The organism is Brevibacterium sp. (assembly GCF_052105255.1).
Classification (GTDB): domain Bacteria; phylum Actinomycetota; class Actinomycetes; order Actinomycetales; family Brevibacteriaceae; genus Brevibacterium; species Brevibacterium linens_B.
In genome coordinates, this window is record NZ_JBQDYQ010000024.1 from 18768 (window position 1) to 41310 (window position 22543).

The window sequence follows — 22543 nt, forward strand, 5'->3', positions numbered from 1 at the left end:
GCCGCGGCAGCTCGCATCCGCCCGCTCCGGCGGATTGCATCCGTCCACCCCTGCACCGACCCAATCCGCCCGACCGGAAGGACCCGACCATGACCGCACCTAGTACCGAATCCGCACCCACCACCGAATCCGCAGCAGCCGAATCGGCAGCAGCCGCAGCATCCGCCCCTGCCGTCGACGTCTTCGACGGCCACAACGACCTCGCCTGGTACCTGCGCGAGGAACGCGACTACAGCGTCGAGGGGCTCAATGACCCGGCCGTCTCGCCGTTCACTACGATGGATCAGCTGGTGGCCGGACACGTGGCTGCGCAGTACTGGTCCGTCTACGTTCATTCCTCGATCACCGGTCCTGATGCCGTCAAGGCCACATGGGAGCAGATCGACGCGGTCCAGCGCGTCGTCACCGCCTACCCCGAACGACTCGCCTTCGCCCGTACTGCCGCCGATGTCCGCGCCGCCCGCGCCGCCGGCAAGGTCGCCTCTCTGATGGGCGTCGAAGGCGGTCAGCAGATCGACGAGTCCCTGGCCGTGCTGCGGTCCTACGCCCGTGCCGGGGCCCGCTACATGACACTGACCTGGTCGACCACTCATTCCTGGGCGGACTCGGCCACGGACGAACCGGTCCACGGGGGTTTGAGCGCCTTCGGCCGCGAGGTCGTCGCGGAGATGAACCGGATCGGGATGATCCTCGACCTCTCCCACGTCGCGCCCACCGTCATGCACCAATCGCTCGACCAGAGCACGCTGCCGGTGCTCTTCACCCACTCCTGCGCGTTCGGTCTCAACCCGCACCCGCGCAACATCCCCGACGACGTCCTCGACCGCGTGCCCGACAACGGGGGAGTGGCGATGATGACCTTCGTGCCCTCGTTCGTCTCGAACGCCCGCCGCGAGTGGGTCGACGCCGGAGAGCAGGGAACCGCCCCCGAGGTGACCGTCGCCCAGGTCGCAGACCACTGCGATTACGTGCGCGAGCGGATCGGCATCGACCACATCGGACTCGGCGGCGACATCTGCGGAGTCGATGAGCTGCCGACCGGACTCGGGGACGCCGGCCAGTACCCGACCCTGTTCGGCGAGCTCGCTTCGCGCGGATGGTCGCAGAGCGACCTGCGCAAGATCGGCTTCGACAATGCGATGCGCGTCCTCGACGCACACGAGGACGCGTACACGGCATTCCTCGGCTCCGCAGACGACGCACCGTCCGTGTCCGCCGGCCCGGCCGCCTCGGCGGGTGCGCAATCATGACGCGGCTGATCGTCATCGTCAATGACATCGATTCCCAGCCGGGACTGCTGACCCGGTGGATGATCAGCGAGAACGTCGAGTTCGATCTGCGCATCGGCGGGGTCTCACCGCTGCCCGTGCCTGCCGAGCTCGATGCCTATGACGGGCTCATCATGCTCGGCGGCGGGTACATGCCCGATGAGACGGACCGTGCGCCGTGGTTGGCCGATGAGGCCGCACTCGTCCGCCGTGCGCTGGAGCTGGATCTGCCGCAGTTCGGGATCTGCCTCGGCGGGCAGCTCATCGCCCATGTCATCGGGGGTGATGTGCGTGCGCAGACCGGGGCGCCGGAGAAGGGATACACGCGGATCGACACCACCGCCGAGGCGGCCGCGGATCCCGTGTTCTCCTCGATCCGGCCACGGACGTCGTTCGTCGAAAGCCACGTCGACCGCATCGTCGCACTCCCCGAGGAGGCGACCCTGCTGGCGACGAGCGCAGCGTGTGAATTCCAGGCGTTCCGAGTCGGTCAGGCGTGGGGCACGCAGTTCCATCCGGAGTCGACGCGGGCGAACATCGAGCGCTGGGATGCGGACAAACTGCAGACTTTGGGGTTCGATAAAGATACCCTGTTGGAAGAAGCGAAGGAGCTCGGGCCGGAGAGCGAACGGGATTCGCAGGCACTGTTCTCGGCGTTTCTCACAGTGGTCCGAGGCTGAAGGATGTGTCTGAGGGCCTCGTCTCAGACATGATCGGCGAGGCTCTGACCCCAGTCAGGGCTGCCAGGTATGCGGGACAGCCGCCGTATCGGACGGCACAGGCGCCGCATCGGACACGGAGGAATCGTGAGCGACAAAGAACCCACGACGACGATCGACCCCGGTGACGGCCACCAGTCCGAGACCCTCAAGCGGGTCATGGGGCCGAAGCTGCTGCTTCTGTTCATCGTCGGTGACATCCTCGGAACCGGCGTCTATGCTCTGACCGGCAAGGTGGCAGGGCAGGTCGGCGGTGCCGGTTGGGCACCGGTGATCCTCGCCTTCCTCATCGCGCTGATCACTGCGTTCTCCTATATGGAGCTCGTGACGAAGTACCCGCAGGCCGCGGGTGCCGCGCTGTACACGCACAAGGCGTTCGGGGTCCACTTCGTGACGTTCCTCGTCGCCTTCGCCGTGCTCAGCTCTGGAATCACCTCGGCATCGACGGCGTCGAACGTCTTCGCCGCGAACCTCGTGGCCGGATTCGGCTGGGACGTCTCCGGCACAGGGGTGATGTGGATCGCTCTGGCGTTCCTCGCCCTCATCGCGCTGATCAACCTCCGCGGAGTCGGGGAGAGCGTCTGGTTCAACGTCGTCCTCACTCTCATCGAACTGAGCGGTCTGCTGCTGGTCATCGTCGTCGGGTTCTTCGCCCTCGGCGCGGGTGATGCCGACTTCTCACGCGTGATGATCTTCGAGACCGAGGGCGACAGGAGCGTCTTCCTCGCGGTCACCGGCGCCACTGCGCTCGCCTTCTTCTCCATGGTCGGCTTCGAGGATTCGGTGAACATGGTCGAGGAGACGAAGGATCCGCGGATCTTCCCGAAGATCATGCTATCGGGCCTGACGATCACCGGCATCATCTACGTCCTCGTCTCCCTCGTCACCGTCGCGGCCGTGCCCATCGGCGTGCTCGCCGAGAGCGAGACACCGCTTCTCGAGGTCGTCCGCGAGGGCGCTCCAGGCCTGCCGATCGATACGATCTTCCCGTTCATGACGATGTTCGCCGTCGCGAACTCGGCGCTGATCAATATGCTCATGGCCAGCCGACTGCTCTACGGTATGGCCAAGCAGAACGTGCTCCCTTCCGTGTTCGCGAAGGTCCTGGCCGGCCGCCGGTCGCCGTGGGTGTCGATCATCTTCACGACGCTGATCGCCTTCGCGCTCATCTTCTTCGTGACCTCGATCCTGCCCGAGACGGTGACTGCGTCTCTGGGCGGCACCACCTCGCTGCTGCTGTTGGCCGTGTTCGCCGTCGTCAACGTTGCGGTGCTCATCCTGCGCAAGGACAGGTCCGGCAATGCCGAACACTTCACAGCGCCGACGGTTCTGCCGTGGATCGGTGTCGTCAGCTGCGTGTTCCTCGTCGGTCCGTGGGCCCGTCTCGATGAGCTCATCCAGTATCAGATCGCCGCGGCGCTCGTCGGCATCGGTGTCGTCCTGTGGGCCGTGACCTGGTTCTGGAACCGTTCGACGAAGGGCACGAGCACCCGATTTCGCAATCCCGAAGAGCTGACGTGAGCTCATCCCCTCGCCGAGGCGGTGCCGTCCTCTTCCCGGGAACGGTGCCGTTCTTCCCTGGGAACGGCGGTGCGCTCCTGGGAATGGCGTCGTTCTTCGCCGAGGCGGTGCGTTCTCTCACCGAGGCGGCCACGCAGTCTCGCCTGGACGTGCACCGCAGCTGAGGTGAGCTCGGGGGCCACCCACCGAACCGTGTCCGTATCGCTCGATATGCTTGAACGGCGGGTTCCCGACCTGCGCACTCGGATCTGTACAGCTCAATCCAATGAAGGTGAAAAATGACAGTACTCGTCGGTTACGTCAACAATCCCGCCGGTCACGCTGCCCTCGATGCCGGCATCGCGCAGGCGAAGAAGGACGGCAAGGAACTCGTCGTCGTCAATGCGTCACGATCGGCGCAGCGCAACGACTCCTACCGCCTCGGCGAAGGGGAACTCAGGTCTGTCAATGACTACCTGACCCGGGCGGACGTCGAGTTTCGCGTGCTGACGTCGGGCAGCGAATACGACCCCGCCGAGCAGATCCTCGACACCGCCACCGAGGTGGGGGCCGAGCTGATCGTGCTCGGAACCCGGAAGCGCACCCCGGTCGGAAAGTTCCTGCTCGGGTCGACTATTCAGAAGGTCATCCTCGACGCAACAGCTCCGGTGCTGTGCGTCAAAGCCGCGCACTGAGGGCTCGACGGCAACGGCCGCTGCGTGCTTCACTCAGCGGCTCCGGCTGTTGCGTACGTGGCTCGGCGGCAGCGGCTCCGGCTGTTGCGCACGTGGCTCAGCCGAACCGCTCCATGATGAGGTCGGCGTTGACATGCGCGCCGGCAAGCACGCCGCTGGCGGTGCTGGCCACGACCATCGCTGACACGTCGGCGCTGTTGCCGACCGCCCAGACGCCGGGCACGTCGGTCTGTCCGGCCATCTGCGTGGGAATATAGGTGCCCATCCCGCTCGGATGGGCAACGACCTCGCCGCCGAGCTGGGCGAACAGTTCGGCGTTCGCCCGCGCATATGCACCGACGGCCAGCGCATCGAAGGTGCGAGCGTTCGCGCCGTCCGCGGATTCGTCGGCCGTCAGCGAAACGACGGTGTCGGAGTCGGTGCGGGCCACCTCGGTGACGGTGGAATCGATGTACTCGATGCCGAGCGTCTCGAGCATTGCCGCCTGCTCGGAATCAGGAGCGGGAGCGGCGTGGCGGATGAAGCTGACCCGGTCGCTGAGCTGGGAGAACAGCATCGCCTGGTGGTACGACATGGCCGTCGTGCCGATGACCCCGATGCGCTGCCCGCGCACTTCATAGCCGTGGCAGTAGGGGCAGTGCAGGACGGTATCGCCCCACCCCTCGGCCAGGCCCGGAACGTCCGGAAGTTCGTCACTCAGACCGGTCGCGATGATGATGCGGCGGGCCCTGACATCAACCCCCGCCGAGGTGGTCAGTCCGAATCGATGCCGCGGAGGCGCCTCGGCGGGGTTGGGGTCGGAATTGATCGTGCGCGCGTGCTGCACAGTCGCATCGATGAAGGCGACGCCGTATTCCGCGGCCTCGGCGCGGCCTTTCGCCACGAGATCCTGGGGTCTGATGCCTTCGTGACCGAGGACGTTGTGTGCGTGCGGGCTCAAGGAATTGCGCAGTTGGCCGGCGTCGATGACGACGACGGATCGCAGCGAACGGGCCAAGGCGATGGATGCGGCGAGGCCTCCTGCGCCACCGCCGATGACGGCGACATCGAAAGAGTTCTGCGCTGATTCGGCGGATGATGTGAGGGTCTCAGACGGGGAAGGTCGTGAACCTTCTGAAGAGGAGGGACGTGAACCTTCTGATGCGGAAGGTCGTGAGTTCTCGGGTGTGGATGGGGCAGTCATGATTCTCCTGTGTGCGGACGAGTGGATGTGCGGTCGGACCGTGGATGGTGCTTGTGTGGCGAGCCGGTCCCGGACCGGTGGGATCCTCGGCGATGATCCGAGCGTGCTCCTTGTGCGTGCGAATCCGCAAATACATTTGCAGAAACAGCAAATTCTGTCATGCTGAGGGCATGGAAGATGCACGGGAGTCGGCGCAGAGCGCTGCCCATTCGACGGATCGAATGTCGGGAATGCTTGCTGACGGAGCCACCCCGGTCGAGGCGCAGGAAGCCATCAGGCAGTCGTTGGCCGGCGTCGGCGCCCGGCTGCGGAGTCTGCGACAGGAGCAGAACCGCACCCTCGATGAGGTGGCCGAGCTGGCCGGAATGTCGACGAGTACGCTGTCGCGGCTGGAATCCGGGAAGCGCAAGCCGAGCTTGGAGCTGCTGCTGCCGCTGGCCGGGGTCTACGGCCTCCCGCTCGATGAGCTTGTGGGAACCCCGCCGATCGGGGATCCGCGCATACATATCTCGCCGCGGAAGTTCCAAGGCCAGACCATCCTGCCGCTCAGTCGCGGAGCGATCGGTGTGCAGGCCTTCAAGCACATCGTCGACGGGCAGCAGACGCCGAAGCTCGGTGCGCTGAAAACCCACCCGGGATTCGAATGGGTGTATGTGATCCGCGGTCGGCTCACTCTCATCCTCGGTGATCGGACGATGACCCTCAGCGCAGGTGAGGCCGCCGAATTCGATACTCGGACTCCGCACTGGTTTGGGGGAGCCGACGACGATGGCGTCGAATATCTCAGTCTCTTCGGCCCGGAGGGGCAGCGGGTTCACATGAAGAGCTGACTGGAGCTGCGACCCGGAGCGGGCGTTCGCAGCTGTGGTGGGGCAGTGGTTGTGCGCGCGAGTGCGGCGGAATATGAGTTCCTGCAGGACTGTGGTGAGGCGCTGGTCCTGCGCGCGTGACTGCAGCGGTGTGTTGGCTATGCGCGCTCGCGTCAGTGGCGAGAAGTAGCCTTGGTCCACTTCGTCGACGGTTGACGAGGAACCTCTCGGCTGACCGTCGCCGGCGATCATGGTCAACCACCGAATATCGGGTGCGATCTCCATCTGACTAGAACAAATAGTACAAAATAGAAGATCGAGGAAAATATCTCGAAGAAATCGTACAAAACTATGGATTTGATTCTATTGACGAATTAGAATAGGGGTAAGCCGATAACATCAACGATGATGAACGGACACAGAGAAAATGGCTCTCATCCCCGACCGAAGGTACGACGAGCACAGCGACGGCGAAGCAGGAAGGGCTTCGCAGGCACCACCCTCTCAAGGGCCACCGCCCAGTGGCCTCCCTCCGACTGCAGCTGGCTCTTCTGTCCGGTCTGCCGACGGCGACTCCTCCAGGTCGACTTACCGGGAGCTGCTCGCTGAGGCCGGATTCGATCTGACCGGTCACCCTCTCGCCGACAGATTCGACGCGATCGCGGACAACCTGGTCGACGGCGAGGCAGGCGCAGAAGTGAGCACGGCCGACGAAGGAGTCGCGGCTGTCGAAGGCGTCGTAGCCGTCGAAGGCGGCAGCCAACCGGCCGCTGTTGAGGGCGATGCAGATGATTCGCCTCTCCCGGGCGGCGATATCCGCGCCGGTCAGGGGCTCTGGACGAGTCGGACGACGATGCCGGAGACCGAGGCAGAAGTTCAGGCATGCATCAAAGAGATCGAAGCACGCCAAAGCGCGTGGATGAAGGCGAAGCGCGAAGAACGCGAGGCGCAGAGAGCTGCGGAGCGTGAGAAATTCCTGCGGAAGAACCCGCAGGCTCGCGCAGAGGACGAGGAGCTCGCGCAGGAAAGAGCGGACTGGAACGCTCGCGTTGAACGGTACGAGGCGAAGAAGCGAGCGCAAGAAGAAGCTGAACGTATCGCTGAGGTGGAACGCACGGAGCGACACAGGGCCCTCGCCGAACACTATGAGTCCGAAGCTGACGCGCATCCCCTGCTCGACAAATTTCGCTGGTCAGACCTGAAGCACGCAGCCCCAGAAGTCACAGAAAGCATCTGCGCTCTGCAGGGCCTGCTCGACGGGCTCCACGACTTCACCCGCCCCATGGGACCGGATGACGCGGTGACTCTCCTCGACGGTCTTGAGACCTTGAACCGTCTGACAGAATCCCTGTCGATCGTGACGCTCTCCGTGTTCGAACGTGTCGGCACGCCCCGCGACTACGGCGCGAAGACGACGAAGGCGCTGGTCCAACATCGCCTCAACCTGTCCGCGCACGAGGCTCAACGCCGCACTCAGCTCGCTGAGTGCCTGGGAAAGCGGACCAGCATCAGCGGGGAATCGATCGAAGCGCAGTTTCCGATTCTCGCAGCGGCTCTGCGTGAAGGAGCGCTCTCGGCAAACCAGGCGTCGACGATCTCCAAATGCTTGAAGAACCTGCCGGTGAACGTATCCGAAGACGACAAGATCCAGGCCGAAAGTCTTCTTGTTGAAAAGGCTCAGGCTGTTCGTGTTTGCGATATCCATACACTCTTCGAAGAGATTCTGGGCTGGATCGATCCCGACGGGCAGGAACCGAAGGAAGCAGCGGATCGGGACAGCTTCGCTGTCAACCTGCGCCAGGCGAAGGACGGAACGTGGACCCTCAAAGGTCGCCTCGACGAAGAGACCGGAGGTATCCTCAACGGACTGCTGACCTCACGCATCAAGACTGACTCACCGTCAGGTGAAGAGGGCTGCGACGATACGGCAGTCAGCGGGGCCGACCGTGACCGAGAAATCGTTGACACCTTCTCGGAAGTCCTACGCGGCGACCGCTCGGACTGTCTCGACCCCTCCCTCGACTTCGCTCCTCCGCAGGTCGGCGAGAATGGAGAGATCCCGCAGGGAGCCGGTGTGAAACAGGACGGCACTCTGGTGGCCATGGCCGCTGAACAGCCGAGTGTGCGCCGTCGCATCTACGAGCGCTTCTCCAGCGTGATCGGCAGCATCGAGATGAATCGCATCAAAGCCGGAGCGGCCTACGCGCTGGTCGTCACAGCCAAGGCTGAAGACGTGGCGAACCAGACCGGCAAAGCCGTGACCGGGGTAGAAGCGCCGTTCCCGATCGACGCCGCAGTTCTGGAAGGGCTGAACGGTTCGGTCTTCTTCCACCTCATGGGCGAGAAGGCGAAATCGATGGCACTGGCGACAGAACGACGCTTGGCCACCGAGAAGCAGCTGGCGATCCTCGCCAGTCGCGATCAGGGATGCACATTCCCCGGGTGCGACACTCCTCCCGGCTGGTGCGAAGCGCACCATATCGTCCCGTGGGCGGAAAACGGAAAGACCGACGTCAACAACCTCACCTTGGCCTGTTCCGCGCATCACCACCTGCTTGATTACACCGATTGGGACTGCAGAATGCTCATCGACGGTCGGCCCGCGTGGGTACCACCGGCGACCATCGACCCAGCACAAGAACCGGTGCTGCACGCACGGTTCATCGCGCTGGAAATTGGAGAGACACTCTTCGGCTGACCGTCAGGCCGGCCACCTCCGGCTGATCGCCAGACCGGCTCACTTCGGCTGATCGCCAGACCGGCTCGCTTCGGCTGATCGCCGGATGGACCCTCTTCGGTCGATCGCCAGGTCGGCCGGGATCGGAATGTTCCGCTCGCACGCACTGTTGCCTCGGTATGAAGCTTTCGATCCTCGACCTCATCCCCGTCCGCACAGGACAGACGACAGCAGACTCCTTCGCCGCCTCGAAGCAGATCATCGACACGGCTGACAAGCTCGGATTCAGCCGCTATTGGGTGGCCGAGCACCACAACATGCCGTCGATCGCATCGACGATGCCTGGGCCGGAACTCATGTACCTCGGCCAAGGGACACAGCAGATCCGCCTCGGTTCCGGTGGGGTCATGCTTCCCAACCATGCTCCGCTGGCGGTCGCTGAACTCTTCGCCCTCCTGTCGGCGGTCTACGGCGACCGCATCGATCTGGGAATCGGGCGCGCACCGGGGACGGACCCGATCACCTCGGCGGCGATGCGGGGCCACCTCGGAGAGGGACGGATGGTCGACCGCGAAGGGCGAGCAATCGATCCCGTCGAACAGTTCCCCCAACACGTGATCGACACTCTCAGCCTCATGCAGCCCGAAGGTTTGCGAGTTCCGCTCCACGGTGGGCGCGAACATGTGCTCAAGGCGACCCCCGCGGCAGTGCCGGGAACGCAGCCGTTGCCGTGGCTGCTCGGATCGTCCGGATACTCTGCGCGGCTGGCAGCTGAGCTCGGCATGCCCTATGTCTTCGCCAACCACTTCGCATCCGGTGCCACCACCGGAATGAAGATCTACCGCGACAATTTCACTCCGGGCGCCTATGGTGACACGCCGCAGACCTTCGTCACGGCCAACGTCGTCGCAGCACCGACCGAGGAAGAAGCGCAGCTGCGCTCGGAACCCTTCATGCTGCAGATGGCTCGACTGCGCACCGGCGGACCGATGGAGAAATTGCACCTGGCCGGCGACGACGTGCGATCCGCGATGACCGACCAGGAGCGCATGGTCGGCGAGGAGCTCTCCGGCAACTGGATCATCGGCGACACGGAATCCGTGTCCGCGCAGCTCGAGGAGCTCGCAGAGCGGTTCGACGTCGACGAGATCATGATCCAGCCGATCGCCGGCGCCATGGAAGGCGAAGACGTACGCGAAGACCCGGGACGGATCCAGACGATCGAATTGCTCGCCGCAGAAGTCCTCGGTTCCACCACAGCTTCCGGCGTCGCTGGTGCGAGTACCGATAATTGAGAGCTGGTGCAGGCACCGTTACGTGAGACCTGACTGAATGCTGTCCTCGGTGCCGCTGGCTGATATCGGCCCCGACCGATATCAGCCAGCGGCACCGGGTCGAAGTCTCAGCTGAGCATCGATTCGAGCAAGTGGACTTCAATCCATGACCAGTCCGCGTTATCCTGTCACGGTGTCGTGAATACTGACAGTCGTGTGACAGCCGGTAGAATCGACACCGTGCAGAACCTCGTTTCCGGCGAGGCCGCTCCTGACGGGGAGGCCGAATCTGAAGCGAAGACAGTACGCCGAATGCGCTTGCGCACCTTCGGAGACTTCCCCCACGCGGGCCTGCCGCCCGCAGACCGAAAGAGAAATAATGCGTACCAAAATTGCTGTTTCGGCAGCACTTGGGGTCGGACTGGTTTTCGGCGCCGGTGCTCCCGCACTGTCGAGCAATCTGTCCTCGACCGACGCCGCAAATACGTCCGGCATCTCCGCTGGTGTTGTGCCCGGCCAAGAGCTCGAACGAATCACCGACGGCAAGATCGAGAAGGGCGAGACCGCCTACGTCGATGTCACGGTAGCGACGCTGTGGACCGATCCTAAGGCTCCGCGCAAGGTGGATAAGCCTGCGCTCCAGCACCCCGTCGCCCTCAAGAAGTGGAACAAGAACCTCGAATCCACCGATGCCCGCCGCGGACTGACTGGCAAAACCGAGACCCAGGCGACCTACGGTTCGGAGGTCTCCGTCCTCGATGTCAAGGGCAGCTGGGCCAAGGTCGCCGTGACCGACCAGCAGACCCCGAAGAACAAGAAGGGCTACCCGGGCTGGCTGCCCAAGAAGCAGCTGGTCGAAAACGACCGCTTCGGAAAGCTCCGCGAGGACCAGCCCCGAGCCGTGGTCACGAAGCCCAAGAGCGAACTCGAAGGCATCGAGTTCACCAAGGACACCGGTGCCGACATCAGCTTCAACGTCGATCTGCCCCTCATCGCACAGGACGTCGACGATGTCCGCGTCGCACTCCCCGGAGGCGGAGCCGCCTGGATCGATATCGACGATGTCGATGTCTACGATGTCGGCGGCAAACCCGAGAAGCCCAGCGGCAAAGACCTTGTGAAGACCGCGAAGCAGTTCGACGGCCTGCGCTACCTGTGGGCCGGAGTCTCCGCCTACGGATTCGACTGCTCCGGATTCACCTACTCCATCTACAAAGCCCACGGCATCGACCTGCCCCGCGACTCCGGCGAACAGGCGAAGGCAGGCAAGGCAGTCTCCTCGTCGAACCTCAAACCTGGTGACCTGCTGTTCTTCTCGACCAGTTCGGGAACGGTCCACCACGTGGGCATGTACGTCGGCGACGGCAAGATGATCCACTCGCCGAACGCGTCGAAGGACGTCTATGTCACCGACTGGAAGAAGTGGGATTCCGGAAACGAATTCTCCGGAGCTCGCCGGATCCTCTGACCCAGACTGAGCCGGAGAGACCCGGACGGAGCCGGAGCGGCTCGGACGGAGCCGGAGCGGCTCGGATTGGGCCGGAGCGACGACCAGCCTGTCGACCTGGATACAGTTGCGAGCCGACACTCTGATGGCCGGTGCCCCAGGAAGGGTGCCGGCCATCAGCGATTCTCAGTGAGCCCTAGCTGGAGAGTCCCGGCCGGGGAGCGGCGCCCGCCGAAGCCGGTATCGAACAGAGTCGACCGGGACGACCGTCGGCCCGGTTTTACCGGTACTCGTCCGCCGAAGCAACTGCGGAGCTGGTTCGCTCAAGCCCCCTCGCCGAGGCGGCTGTTGCTCTGATTCGCCCCCAGCCCCCTCGCCGAGGCGGCTTCCGGTCAGTGTCGCGAACTCTGCGTCGATTTCAGGAAGATGGCACGGGCCAGATCATCCCTTCGTTCGATGACCAGGCGGCGCAGGGCCGCGGGCGCATCGACGTTGGCCGCCAACCACGAGTCGGTCTTCTCGACCACAGCCTCCTCGTTGACGGACCAGCGGGGGTAGAGGCCGAGCACCAGGCGACGGGCGATCTCGATCGAATTGTCCATCCAGAACCCGAGCAGACCATCGAAGTACTCATCGACATACTCCTCGATGAGCGGCATCGCACTCGGCGCGATGAACCCGGAGATGATCGCCGACAGCACATCATTGCTCAGCGCGCCCGCCTCGCGGATCGCCTCCCACGCACGGATCTTGACGATCGGCAGAGGCAGGGCCGCACTGGCCGTCTCGGCGTGAAGTCGGCCCGAAGAGCTGGGATCAGAATGATTTTCCCGTGCGATATCCGTCTGATCGGCCCACCCGAGGCACACGAGCGCCGTCAGCGCGGTCCACCGGAGCGCATGATCGTTGACGAGGCCGCGGAACGGCAGCGTCGTAGTCGAATGCTCGGCACCTCGACCCGCGCGGGCACCGCCGGACGCTTCGACCGACTGATCCACCGTACCGGCCTGATCCACCGTACCGGCCTGATCCGCAGAATCGACTCGCCCGGACTGCCCGGGGGCTCCGGCGTACATCCGGTCGACCTCCTCGCCGACGGGCACCGCAAGGATCTGACTGGCGAATCCACGACCCATGGCCACCGCGGAACTGCCGGCGGCGCATCGCGCCGTCCGCGATGTCAGCGCCAACACCAGATTGGCCAGATGCAGCTGCGCATCCGACCCGGCCTTCGCCGCAGCCAACGCATCCAGCGCCGCTCCCAGCAGCCCCATGATCGCGGCATCGAAATTCCGGTCCGCCACCCACTGATCGATGCAGGTCAGCGCGGTCTGACTGAGTCCCGCCATGATCCCTGCGTGGCTCTCCTTGCCCAAGCTGCGGGCATAGGCGGTGAGATACTTCTGGACCGGCATGAGCCCATCGCGGACCGCATTGCCCAACGCCGACCACACCAGCGCGCGCGACAGCGGGTCCGTGATCCGAGACGCCGAGGTGACCGCCGCCTCCGTCGATTCCGGATCCAGGCTCACCCGCGCATAGTCCAGATCGTTGTAGTTGAGCAGAGTGATCACGCCGGCACTGCGACCGATCAGCTGCTCGACGTCGGCCGACTCAGTCGAGAACTCGAAACGGAAGGAATCGAGGGGAACGATCGCCCGCCCCGACCGCCCGAGCGTGGCGATCTCAATCGTGTGCGGCCGCAGCAGAGCCGCGCCCTCGGCCGAATCGGCCTGAGTGATCGTGGCACTCGTGACCTTCTCCGACCCGGACCGTCGCCGAGGCGGCTGAACACTGCCGCTTGCCCCGGACCCGGCCGCGTGCTCGGCTCCGGTCGCACTGTCGACGCTGTCGTCGACCGCATCCGGACTGCGCAGCCGAGCTCCCGAGCTCGAAGCCACGAGTCTCCCGCCTCCAGCGCCCCGCGAGGCGGCAACGGAATCCGTCGGTGCTCCGCCGCTGGCGAATCCAGCCGACCCGGCCGCTCCCGCTTCCGACCCGGCGAATCCAGCCGACCCGGCCGATTTCGCAGCCGACCCGGACGAAGTCCCAGCTGCACCATCCGAGGTGGTCAGCTGCAGGGACAGCTCCGAGACTCCGGACGTCCCCAACCACGCGGCCGCCCAGTTCGCGATGTCCCGGTCCGGCGCCGCCTCGGCGAGGCATTCGAGGAAATCCGCGAGCTCGGTGTTGCCGTACTCGAACCGCTTGAAGTACAGCCGCGATCCGGTGAAGAACGCCTCCCTGCCGACGAACGCGACGAGCTGCTTGAGCACGGATGCGCCCTTGGCATAGGTGATGCCGTCGAAATTGAGCTTCGCGGCCTCGACGTCGGGGATGTCGGCGACGATCGGGTGCGTCGTCGGATACAGATCCTGCGTGTACGCCCACGCCTTGCGTCGCAGTGCGAAAGTCACCCAGCCGTCGGTGAACCGGGTCGCCTCGGCCAGCGCGAGCCCGCCCATGAAATCGGCGAACGATTCCTTGAGCCACAGATCATCCCACCACTTCATCGTGACGAGATCGCCGAACCACATGTGCGCCATCTCGTGCAGGATGACATTGGCACGTGATTCGTAGTTCGCGTCCGTGACCTTGTCGCGGAAGATCAGATTGTCCGTGAACGTGACCAGACCGGGGTTCTCCATCGCGCCGAGGTTGTACTCGGGGACGAAGATCTGATCGTACTTGCCCCACGGGTAGGGGTAGTCGAATTCGGAGGTGAAGAAATCGAGCCCGGCCTTCGTGACGCCGAAGATATCGTCCGCGTCGAGGTGATCGACGAGGCTCGCCCGCGTCCATGCGCCCAGCCGCACGGTCTGTCCGGTGCGCGGGTCCGTCCACTCATCCGTCGCCCCTTCGTATGGGCCCGCGGTGATGCAGGTGATATAGCTCGACTGCTTGAGCGTCGGTTCGAAGTGATGGGTGGTCGCGCCCGATGAGCCGGATCCGGCCGACGTCGCGAAGTCGGATCCGTTCGCGGCCTCGGATCCGTTCGCCGAGGCGGCCCCCGCCGCTGCCTCGGCCGGTTCCGTCCTCGCTTCGGCCCGGTTCGACAGGACCTGGAAATGCGCGGGAGCCGTGACCGCGAAGACGAACTCCGCCTTGAGGTCGGGCTGGTCGAAGTTCGCGAACACGCGTCTGGCGTCGGTGGGTTCGTACTGCGTATAGAGGTACGTCTTGCCGTCGGCAGGATCGGTGAACCGGTGCAGTCCCTCGCCCGAGGTGGAATAGCGTGCCTGCGCTTCGACCGTCAGAGAATTGCGGCCGGCGCGGACGGGGAACGTGACCCGGGCGCCGTCGAACACCTCGGCGGGGGAGAGGCTCTCACCATTGATCAGCACGGACGTCACGGAGTCGGCGATCAGGTCGATGAATGTCGAATCGACGAAGCGGGCGGTGAAGTCGACGACTGTGCGAGAAAGGTAGGTGTCGGCATCCGTTTCGGCGTTGCTGACGTCGATGTGGACTGAGTAGGAATCGACCTCGAGCAGCTGTGTTCGACTCTGCGCTTCGCTTCGGGTGAGATTCGTTGTCATTCAATAGCCTCCTCAGCGGACAGACTTTAGCATGCCACATTTCCGGTATTCTGAGTACAGGACCAGCAAGCGGCAGAGGGGACTGATGGCGGAGACTCGGGTCAGCGACCTGCCACGGAGGGGGTTCAACGTCGTCGCCCACCGTCTGCGCTTGGGACTCAAGCGGGTGTGGGTGAACTCCGGTCAGCTGATCCAGATCCCCATCGCCGCGACCGCCGCCTACGCTTTCTGCGTCTACGTGCTCGGCCACCCGTATCCGTTCCTTGCCGCGGTCGCCTCCGCCGTCGGCATCGGCCCCGTCGTCGACCGTCGTCTGCGCCGCGCCCTCGAGATCGGCTTCGGGGCGACCTTCGGGGTGCTCGTCGGAGAGCTGCTCGTCAACCTCTTCGGCTCCGGCATCTGGCAGCTCGCCCTGACCCTGATCGTCGGCCTGGTCATCGGCACGATCCTCAATTCCGGCGGCATCTTCATCACTCAGATCGCCGTCCAATCCGTCTATGTCGTCGTCGTCCCCGCCACCGCCACCACCCTGCCGTTCCCGCGCACCCTCGACGCGCTGACCGGGTCCGTCTGCGCGATTCTGCTGGCCCTGCTGATTCCGCGCGACGCCCGGAAGGTTCCGCGGCGTTTGGCCGCGGACATGCTCGAGGAGATCGACGCCGTCCTCAGGATGTTGAAACGCGCCCTGCGCGAGGCCGATGTCACCATGGCCGGGCGGGCCCTCGAGCGTGCTCGCGAAACCCAGGACATCATCGACTCCTGGGGCTCATCCCTGCGGATCTCCCGCGAGGCCGCGAAGATCAATGCGCGGGCCCGACGCCATGCCGCCGAGGTGACCCGACTGTCCCGCGCCCACACCTTCTCCGACCGAGCCATGCGGACCATGCGGGTCATCGCCCGTCGTGTCGTCGGCATCACCGAGCTCGGCGTCGGCAAGCCCGTCATCGCCGATTACGTCGGCTCCTTGGCCGACGGTGCGAAGAAGCTCGAGATCGCTCTGCGCCGCGGCACCGATCGGTCCCTCGCCGAGGCGGCCCTGTCCGAGGCGGCGGGGGCTCTGGATCCGCGGGCGAAGCCCGATTGGGACATCCACGACGAGTCGATGGTCCTGCTCCTGCGCACTGTCGCCGTCGACCTGCTGCAGGCCGCAGGACTCACTCGTGAGGAAGCCCAGTCACGGCTTCCACCGCTGGCCGCGAACGCCGATGACGACGACGGGCCGGCCGTCGAATAGCCGTGGATGCAGTCAGCTGCTTTCGACGACGAAGACGGCGTTCGTACCCGGTTCCAGAGCCGTGAAGCGATGAGGCTGATCGCCTGGATGGGTGAGATAGTCGCCGACGCCCAGGTCGTAGGACTTGCCGAGCACTTCGATGCGTGCGGCCCCGCGGCCGAGGATGACATGTTCGATCGTGCCCTGCGGGTGCGGCTGCGACTCCCTGGGTTCACCCGGTTCGGCTTGGATGAAGTAGATATCGCGACGAGCGTTCGCCGGCGACGGTGAGAGCAGGGTGGCCACGTAGTTCGCGGTCGTCGACGGCAGGCTGGGCATATCGCCGACATGCTGGAATGCGACCTCGCGCGGGGGAGGGTCGAGCAGGCGGGCGAGAGGGATGTCGAGCGCAGCGGCCAGAGCCCACATCGTCTCCAAACTCGGATTCCCGCTTCCGGTCTCGAGTCCGGACATCGTCGATTTGCCGACGCCGGCCCGCCGGGCGACCTCGGACAAGGAGAGCCCGGCCCGCAGCCGTTCACGTTTCAGGGCCGCAGCGATCTGCTGACTCGGTGACAGCGACGGGCCGGGCACAGGGGCGTCGGCGGCAGAGTCAGCAGCAGAGCCGACGGTGTGCTCGACGGTCGCCTCGGCGGGCGAGAAGGGGTCGGAGCAGTCCAGAGAGTCATTCAGCGAATCGTCGGTGCTTCGAGAAGTCATAAGTTCACTATAGCGGTTAAGCCGTTCGGTTTGACGAACGATTGCCGACGGTGCACTGTATAGAACATGAGTTCATTATTTCGCACGACTGATCGGGTGCTCCCCGGCTCGACCTATCGGGCGGTGGCCATCGTCACCGTCACGATCATCGCCGTCGCGCTGTCGTACGGTGCGATCTCCGCAGTCTCCGGATTCGCCTGGTGGCAGACGCTGCTGTTGGCGATGTTCGCCCTCGGCGGCGCCGCCGAATTCACCTTCGTCGGCGTCATCGCCGCCGGCGGCGCACCGATCCTTGCGGTGCTCGCAGGACTCCTCGTCAACTCCCGGAACTTCGCGTTCGGTGTCGCTGTCGGCCCCTTCTTCCCGCAGGACTGGCGTGCACTCATCGCCTCCCATTGGATCAACGACGAATCCACCGCGATCTCGCGTACCGGGCACAATGACCGCGCGAAGTGGCACGCATTCCTGCTCATGGGAGCGGCGATCGCGATCATGTGGCCCGGCGGTGCCATGGTCGGACAGTGGCTGGGCAACGTCATCAATGCGGACCTGCTCGGCCTCGACGCGGCCTTCCCCATCATCCTCTTCTGCCTCATCCGCGGGGATCTGAAGAACCGGGTCACACTCTCGCTGACCGTCATCGGCATCCTCATCGCCGTGGGACTGACCCCGCTGCTGCCGCTCGGTCTGGGAGCAGTGACCTCGCTGTCCGTGTTCGTCTTCGTCGCCGCCGGCTGGGCGATGCGCTCGTTCCTCCGTCGCCGCCGGCCCGAAGGCAGCGATGCGGACCAGCACAGTATCGGTGCGGACCAACACGGCACAGGTGCAGACCAGCACGGCGCCGATTCGGACGATGCCGGTATTGAGACTGACTGGCCCGTCGGCGCCGACCACCCGCAATCCGCGACTCGAGGGGAGGGACCGCGATGAGCGCCATCAGCTTCCTCATCGCCCTGGCCGGGCTCAGCCTCGGCACCTATCTCATGCGCTTCGCCGGGGTGAAGGTGGGAGCGGCCATCGCCACGAAGGGGCGTCGGCGCACCTCGACGGCCGCCTCGGTGGGGGTTCTGCCCTCCGAATCCGCATCCGCCACGCCCGCTGAGACCGCCAAGCCCGCTGAGCCCGGCACACCCGTCCCACCCTCAGATCCCGCCGACTCGACCGAACGCGTGACGATGTGGATGGACCGGGCCACGGTCGTGCTCATCGGCGCCGTCTTCGCGACGACCGCGGTCTTCGACGGCACGGACATCGCCGATCCGGCGCGCCTCCTCGGGGTCGGAGCCGGCGTGCTTGCCGCGATCCTGCGTGTGCCGATGCTGCTTGCTGTGGTCATCGGCATGGCCGTGTGCGCGCTCATCCGCACGACCGGGATCCTCTGAGCAGGGGCAGCGGCACCCGCTGGCTGCGGTCGCGAGGAACCGAGCCGCCACCGGACGGCACCTGCCGACTGCGGCCTCGAGGCAGTGCCCACCCACTGTGAACGCCGTGGGATGCGGGTGGGCAAATGCCGAGGATCTCCGCCCGGAACTGCCCCGACAGCCCGAGATTGCTAGGCTGGGACCATGGAATACATCGCGGGCTTTCAGCGTCTCGTCTTTCTGGCACTGACGGTGGCAGCATTCATCGTCCAACTCTGGGCGTTCATCGACTGCCTCCGCTTCAAGGACGAGAACTACCGCGCCGTGGACAAACAGAGCAAGAAGTTCTGGGTCATCCTCCTCGGCGTCGGACTCGCGCTCGCCCTCATCGCCCTGCCGCCGATGGGCATGAGCATGATCTTCCTCAACATCATCGCCCTTGTCGCCGGCATCGTCTACCTCACCGACGTGCGCCCGAAGGTCCGCGCGGTCGACCCGCGCTACCGCAACCGCTGACCGGCGTGACGCTGCAACAGCAATTGCGAACCCGATCGGCAAGCGCCCGGCGCCCGCCGACTGGACTCGCCCTATGAGCACCGACCTCAACCTGCCGGGACCCGAATCCGGCTATATCGCCACGTTCGGAACCGGTGACCCGCACACCCTCTTCGGCCACGGATTCGCCGGCGCGATCCGCGACACCCGTCCCTTCGGCACCGGCATCACCGGCACTCGCCACTTCCTCCACCTGCCCGGACACGGCGGCCGACCCTCACCCGGCCCCGGGTGGACCTACCCGCAGATCGCCGAGGTGCTTGCTGACGCGGTGAGCACCACCTCGGCGAGTCGGGCACTGGGAGTGTCGATGTCCGCCGGCGGGCTCCTCCACCTGCTCAGCATCGCCCACCCCGTGACCCGCGGCCTCGACAAGGTCGCTCTCGTCCTCCCCGCCTCCTTCACCGGATTCCCCGCCGAGGTGGCCGCCGCCAACCGGTCCTACCTGGAGAGACTGCGCCGCCTCGTCGCCGATGAGGACATCGACGGCATTGTCGAACTCATGCTCTCCCGCGAGCCCGCCGAGGTGGCCCAGATGATCCCCGTGCGAGCCTGGACGAAGGCGAAGGCCGAGAACCTCGTCCACACGGACATGTCCGACGGACTCGGACTCGCCCTCGAAATCGCTGTCGCGGACACCGAGGTCGCCGCCGAGAATCTGCGTACCTTCCCTGGCGACGTCCTCGTGCTCACACACGAAGACGACCCGGCGCACCCGGTCCCCGTCGCCGAAGACATCCACCGTGCGATTCCGAACTCCCGCCTCGAGGTGCTACCCGCCGGATCGATCCTGTGGCGCGGACGAGACGACGTGCGGCGCATCCTCGGCGAGTTCTTCGGTTAGGCGCCGGCTTCGGTGAGGGACTGGCTTCGGTGAAGACTGGGCTTCGACTGGTCGCCCGGCCGAGGTCGTTGGCTAGACTGTCTCCGTGCGCATCTCCGTCCTCTCCCTCCACACCTCGCCCGTCGCCCAACCCGGCCAGGGCGATGCCGGAGGAATGAACGTCTACGTCGACCGATCCGTGCGCGCACTCGCCGCAGCCGGACACCGAGTCGACGTATTCACCGCCGACCCCGGCGGACTCGACAGCACCGGAGCCGGCGCGGACACGAAGCTGGAGATCACCGAATCCATCACCCTCCACCACCTGCCGGTCGGCGCTGCGACGAAGGACGAACTCGCCGACGCGATCGACGAACTCGCCGAACTGCTCACGGTCCACCCCGATTTCTGCGCCGCCGATCTCATCTGGACCCACTATTGGATCTCCGCCGAGGCGGCCCTGCGCGCCCGTGACATCGCCGACGACAACGGCGCCAAGTCCCGAGACAACGGCACCGAATCCGGAGACAGCGGTGCCGACGCCGTTGCCTGGGCCGGGCAGGACCGCCTGATGCAGGCTCCGATCGCGGTGAGCATGCACACGATCGGTGCCGTGAAGAACCGCGATTCGGAGACCAGCCACGAACGGCCCCAACGACTCGACGCCGAAGAGGGCATCGCCGCGCAGGCCGACCTGCTCGTCGCGGCGACCCCTGCCGAACGCCGCGACCTCGTGACCGAACTCCACGCCGATCCCGACTCGGTCGTCGTCGCGCGCCCAGGCGTCGATCACGCGCTCTACGCACCGGACTCACAGTCGGCCGCGCGCGAGCGTCTGGGATTCGACTCGGACGAGGCGATCGTCCTCTACGTCGGTCGGATGCAGTTCATCAAAGGTACGGACGTCGCCGTCGACGCCCTGGCCGAACTGCGGGAACGCAACCCGCACCTGGCCTCCTGGACCCGCGGTATCCTCCTCGGTGCCGCCTCGGGGGCAGGCGTCGAAGCAGGCGGGGGAGCGGCCCAGCCGTCCTCGACGTATCTGCGGGAGCTGACCGCGGCGATCGCGAGCGAACCCAGCGTCGAGGTCCGCCCGCCCGTTCCCTCCCACGTCCTCGTCGACTACTACCGGGCCGCGGACGTGCTCATCGTCCCCTCCCGCAGCGAATCCTTCGGGCTCGTCGCCGCTGAAGCGGCCGCCTCCGGTCTGCCGGCGATCGCCTCGGCGGTGGGAGGGCTGCCGGAGATCGTCGAACACGGACATTCGGGACTGCTCATCGCCGATCACAACCCGCACCACTGGGCGACGGCGATCGAAACGCTGCTCACTGACACGAAGCTGCGGGCCGAACTCGCCGGCCATGCCGTCGATCGTGCCGAACGCTTCGACTGGGGCCACACCGTCGCAGCCGTCCTCGACGCTGTGCCGGACATCTCCGACGCATCTGCGCGGCGCTCGGAAGCGCTGGGAGCGTACTGAACGACTAGAGTCGGCGGTGAGCACGAGAGGCGAGCGAAAGGCATGAGAACATGAGCACCGACACCGAGGCGATCCTGTCCGGAGTGCGCACCTGGGCCGAGAACAACGACGTTCCCGTCGACTCGATCGAGGACGCGGAGATCGTCGTCACCCTGCCCGGGGAGAAGAAGCTCAAGACGAACGTGGCGATCAGCGTCTTCGCTCGCACCGCCCATCTGCAGGCGTTCGTCATCCGTCATCCCGACGAGAACTCGGCCGCATTCAATCGGTGGCTGCTGCAGAAGAACCTCAAACCCGGGCCGGTGGCATTTGCGATCGACAGCCTCGGCGATGTCTATCTGCGCGCGAGCGTGCCGCGAGAGCACCTGCTCGATGACCTCGACGGGCTTCTCGGGGCGATGCTCGCCACGGCGGATTCCGCATTCAACGAACTCCTCCAGATCGGATTCCTCACGGGGATGAAGAAGGAATGGGCCTGGAGGGTCGGTCGGGGTGAGTCGACGCGCAACCTTGCGGCGTTTGAGAAGGTGCTCAGCGGGGAGGACAACGAATTCATCGGCACCTTCGGCGACGCCGATCCCGAACCTCCGGCGGTGTCGGCCGATCGTGAGAGTAAGGGGAGTAAGGGCCTGAGCTCATGAGAGCGGCGAACTCAGTCGAGCGGGCGTTTCATTCCCTCATCGCTGGCGACATAGCCGAGCCGGTCATAGAAGCGCCGTGCGTCGGTGCGTGACTTGTCGGTTGTGAGCTGAGCGAGCCCGGCGCCGAAGCGACGTCCGCATTCGTGAGCCCACTCGAACACCGCTGTCCCGAGCCCCACTGCCTGAGCCGCGGCACCGATGCGCACCGCTTCGATCTGCAGACGGAGCGAGCCTTGGCGAGACAGGCTGGGCAGCAGACTCAGCTGCAGGGTGCCGACGATGGTCGAGCCGGCGTGGTCCTGAACTGCAGGATCGGCGTCCCCCGCAGCGTCGGCTTGTCCAGCGGAGTCGGGCTGGCCCGCAGTGTCGGCTTGAACTGCGGAGTCGGGCTGGCCCGCGGCTTCGGTGACGGCGACGAGGAGTTGGTTGGGGTCGGCATCGATGAGTGCGAAGGCACGAGCATAGGGGTCTGTCTCCTCGGCGCCGGGGGAGGCAGGTGCGGAACCAGACGCGGCTCCCGCACGGCCGACCGCAGCGGCGCCGGTCTCGTGGGCAGTGCCGGTTTCGCGGACAGCTCCGAGGAGGTCATCGCGCAGCAGTGCGACAAGCGCCGGCACATCGGCCTCGGTGGCGCGGCGG

The 22543-nt window shown here is 65.5% G+C and carries 20 protein-coding genes; 16 read left to right on the forward strand and 4 right to left on the reverse strand.

The window, feature by feature from the left end; all coding sequences use genetic code 11:
* Positions 1 to 89: 89 nt before the first annotated feature.
* From ACTIIH_RS08585 to ACTIIH_RS08605, 5 genes are all read left to right on the forward strand, one after another.
* The gene (locus tag ACTIIH_RS08585) at positions 90 to 1250 is read left to right on the forward strand and encodes a dipeptidase (RefSeq protein ID WP_441451438.1); all 1161 of its coding nucleotides are present in this window, start codon (positions 90 to 92) and stop codon (positions 1248 to 1250) included.
* Entirely contained in the window at positions 1247 to 1948 is a 702-nt protein-coding gene (locus ACTIIH_RS08590; RefSeq protein ID WP_441451439.1) for a type 1 glutamine amidotransferase, read from the forward strand. Before ACTIIH_RS08585 ends, ACTIIH_RS08590 begins: the two co-directional genes overlap by 4 nt.
* Before the next feature lie 126 nt (positions 1949 to 2074).
* Positions 2075 to 3508, forward strand: coding sequence for an APC family permease (locus ACTIIH_RS08595; protein WP_441451440.1), 1434 nt, complete (start codon positions 2075 to 2077; stop codon positions 3506 to 3508).
* Entirely contained in the window at positions 3505 to 3672 is a 168-nt protein-coding gene (locus ACTIIH_RS08600; protein ID WP_441451441.1) for a hypothetical protein, read from the forward strand. Before ACTIIH_RS08595 ends, ACTIIH_RS08600 begins: the two co-directional genes overlap by 4 nt.
* 114 nt (positions 3673 to 3786) lie before the next feature.
* Positions 3787 to 4182, forward strand: a complete 396-nt coding sequence (locus ACTIIH_RS08605) for a universal stress protein (RefSeq protein WP_101554655.1) — start codon at positions 3787 to 3789, stop codon at positions 4180 to 4182.
* A gap of 97 nt (positions 4183 to 4279) precedes the next feature.
* Here the strand turns inward: ACTIIH_RS08605 and ACTIIH_RS08610 are convergent, their stop codons facing one another.
* Positions 4280 to 5365 (reverse strand): NAD(P)/FAD-dependent oxidoreductase, encoded by a 1086-nt coding sequence (locus ACTIIH_RS08610; RefSeq protein ID WP_441451442.1) that lies wholly within the window; start codon positions 5363 to 5365, stop codon positions 4280 to 4282.
* 170 nt (positions 5366 to 5535) lie between these two features.
* Here ACTIIH_RS08610 and ACTIIH_RS08615 point away from each other — a divergent pair, with 170 nt between their 5' ends.
* The 4 genes from ACTIIH_RS08615 (at position 5536) to ACTIIH_RS08630 (ending at position 11593) form a co-directional block, all read left to right on the forward strand.
* Positions 5536 to 6195 carry a helix-turn-helix domain-containing protein gene (locus ACTIIH_RS08615; RefSeq protein ID WP_441451443.1) on the forward strand — a complete coding sequence of 220 codons (660 nt, stop codon included), beginning with the start codon at positions 5536 to 5538 and terminating at the stop codon, positions 6193 to 6195.
* A 676-nt stretch (positions 6196 to 6871) separates the two neighbouring features.
* Positions 6872 to 8872 (forward strand): DUF222 domain-containing protein, encoded by a 2001-nt coding sequence (locus ACTIIH_RS08620; protein WP_441451444.1) that lies wholly within the window; start codon positions 6872 to 6874, stop codon positions 8870 to 8872.
* Positions 8873 to 9030: 158 nt separating this feature from the next.
* Positions 9031 to 10146 (forward strand): LLM class flavin-dependent oxidoreductase, encoded by a 1116-nt coding sequence (locus tag ACTIIH_RS08625; RefSeq protein ID WP_441451445.1) that lies wholly within the window; start codon positions 9031 to 9033, stop codon positions 10144 to 10146.
* Positions 10147 to 10504: 358 nt separating this feature from the next.
* Positions 10505 to 11593 (forward strand): C40 family peptidase, encoded by a 1089-nt coding sequence (locus tag ACTIIH_RS08630; RefSeq protein ID WP_441451446.1) that lies wholly within the window; start codon positions 10505 to 10507, stop codon positions 11591 to 11593.
* A gap of 371 nt (positions 11594 to 11964) precedes the next feature.
* Here ACTIIH_RS08630 and pepN read toward each other — a convergent pair whose 3' ends face one another.
* On the reverse strand, positions 11965 to 15111 hold the full coding sequence (pepN, locus tag ACTIIH_RS08635) for an aminopeptidase N (RefSeq protein ID WP_441451447.1): 3147 nt from the start codon (positions 15109 to 15111) through the stop codon (positions 11965 to 11967).
* Between the two features lie 85 nt (positions 15112 to 15196).
* Here pepN and ACTIIH_RS08640 point away from each other — a divergent pair, with 85 nt between their 5' ends.
* Entirely contained in the window at positions 15197 to 16345 is a 1149-nt protein-coding gene (locus ACTIIH_RS08640) for an FUSC family protein (protein WP_441090134.1), read from the forward strand.
* 12 nt (positions 16346 to 16357) lie between these two features.
* Here ACTIIH_RS08640 and ACTIIH_RS08645 read toward each other — a convergent pair whose 3' ends face one another.
* Positions 16358 to 17044 (reverse strand): helix-turn-helix domain-containing protein, encoded by a 687-nt coding sequence (locus tag ACTIIH_RS08645; RefSeq protein ID WP_441451448.1) that lies wholly within the window; start codon positions 17042 to 17044, stop codon positions 16358 to 16360.
* Between the two features lie 66 nt (positions 17045 to 17110).
* On the opposite strand from ACTIIH_RS08645, the gene ACTIIH_RS08650 reads away from it, so the two are divergent.
* From ACTIIH_RS08650 to ACTIIH_RS08675, 6 genes are all read left to right on the forward strand, one after another.
* Entirely contained in the window at positions 17111 to 17974 is an 864-nt protein-coding gene (locus tag ACTIIH_RS08650; RefSeq protein ID WP_441451449.1) for an AzlC family ABC transporter permease, read from the forward strand.
* Complete coding sequence (locus ACTIIH_RS08655; protein WP_441451450.1) at positions 17971 to 18426, forward strand: AzlD domain-containing protein; 456 nt, start codon at positions 17971 to 17973, stop codon at positions 18424 to 18426. The genes ACTIIH_RS08650 and ACTIIH_RS08655 overlap by 4 nt, the downstream gene beginning before the upstream one ends.
* A gap of 183 nt (positions 18427 to 18609) precedes the next feature.
* Positions 18610 to 18921, forward strand: coding sequence for a DUF2516 family protein (locus tag ACTIIH_RS08660; protein ID WP_101554646.1), 312 nt, complete (start codon positions 18610 to 18612; stop codon positions 18919 to 18921).
* 73 nt (positions 18922 to 18994) lie between these two features.
* Positions 18995 to 19804, forward strand: coding sequence for an alpha/beta fold hydrolase (locus ACTIIH_RS08665; protein ID WP_441451451.1), 810 nt, complete (start codon positions 18995 to 18997; stop codon positions 19802 to 19804).
* A gap of 85 nt (positions 19805 to 19889) precedes the next feature.
* On the forward strand, positions 19890 to 21263 hold the full coding sequence (locus ACTIIH_RS08670) for a glycosyltransferase (RefSeq protein WP_441451452.1): 1374 nt from the start codon (positions 19890 to 19892) through the stop codon (positions 21261 to 21263).
* A 50-nt stretch (positions 21264 to 21313) separates the two neighbouring features.
* A complete protein-coding gene (locus ACTIIH_RS08675; RefSeq protein WP_441451453.1) occupies positions 21314 to 21904 on the forward strand; it encodes a YbjN domain-containing protein in 591 nt (196 codons plus the stop codon).
* 11 nt (positions 21905 to 21915) lie between these two features.
* On the opposite strand, the gene ACTIIH_RS08680 is transcribed toward ACTIIH_RS08675, so the two are convergent.
* Positions 21916 to 22543, reverse strand: a 628-nt coding sequence (locus ACTIIH_RS08680; RefSeq protein ID WP_441451454.1) for a GNAT family N-acetyltransferase, incomplete at its 5' end; no start/stop codon positions are given.

What these genes read in the sequence shown, in the direction of transcription:
- ACTIIH_RS08585 (WP_441451438.1), top strand. Translation starts at nt 90, where the DNA reads ATGACCGCACCTAGTACCGAATCCGCACCCACCACCGAATCCGCAGCA.
- ACTIIH_RS08590 (WP_441451439.1), top strand. Translation starts at nt 1,247, where the DNA reads ATGACGCGGCTGATCGTCATCGTCAATGACATCGATTCCCAGCCGGGA.
- ACTIIH_RS08605 (WP_101554655.1), top strand. Translation starts at nt 3,787, where the DNA reads ATGACAGTACTCGTCGGTTACGTCAACAATCCCGCCGGTCACGCTGCC.
- ACTIIH_RS08610 (WP_441451442.1), bottom strand. Translation starts at nt 5,365, where the DNA reads ATGACTGCCCCATCCACACCCGAGAACTCACGACCTTCCGCATCAGAA.
- ACTIIH_RS08615 (WP_441451443.1), top strand. Translation starts at nt 5,536, where the DNA reads ATGGAAGATGCACGGGAGTCGGCGCAGAGCGCTGCCCATTCGACGGAT.
- ACTIIH_RS08625 (WP_441451445.1), top strand. Translation starts at nt 9,031, where the DNA reads ATGAAGCTTTCGATCCTCGACCTCATCCCCGTCCGCACAGGACAGACG.
- ACTIIH_RS08630 (WP_441451446.1), top strand. Translation starts at nt 10,505, where the DNA reads ATGCGTACCAAAATTGCTGTTTCGGCAGCACTTGGGGTCGGACTGGTT.
- pepN (WP_441451447.1), bottom strand. Translation starts at nt 15,111, where the DNA reads ATGACAACGAATCTCACCCGAAGCGAAGCGCAGAGTCGAACACAGCTG.
- ACTIIH_RS08640 (WP_441090134.1), top strand. Translation starts at nt 15,197, where the DNA reads ATGGCGGAGACTCGGGTCAGCGACCTGCCACGGAGGGGGTTCAACGTC.
- ACTIIH_RS08645 (WP_441451448.1), bottom strand. Translation starts at nt 17,044, where the DNA reads ATGACTTCTCGAAGCACCGACGATTCGCTGAATGACTCTCTGGACTGC.
- ACTIIH_RS08650 (WP_441451449.1), top strand. Translation starts at nt 17,111, where the DNA reads ATGAGTTCATTATTTCGCACGACTGATCGGGTGCTCCCCGGCTCGACC.
- ACTIIH_RS08655 (WP_441451450.1), top strand. Translation starts at nt 17,971, where the DNA reads ATGAGCGCCATCAGCTTCCTCATCGCCCTGGCCGGGCTCAGCCTCGGC.
- ACTIIH_RS08660 (WP_101554646.1), top strand. Translation starts at nt 18,610, where the DNA reads ATGGAATACATCGCGGGCTTTCAGCGTCTCGTCTTTCTGGCACTGACG.
- ACTIIH_RS08665 (WP_441451451.1), top strand. Translation starts at nt 18,995, where the DNA reads ATGAGCACCGACCTCAACCTGCCGGGACCCGAATCCGGCTATATCGCC.
- ACTIIH_RS08675 (WP_441451453.1), top strand. Translation starts at nt 21,314, where the DNA reads ATGAGCACCGACACCGAGGCGATCCTGTCCGGAGTGCGCACCTGGGCC.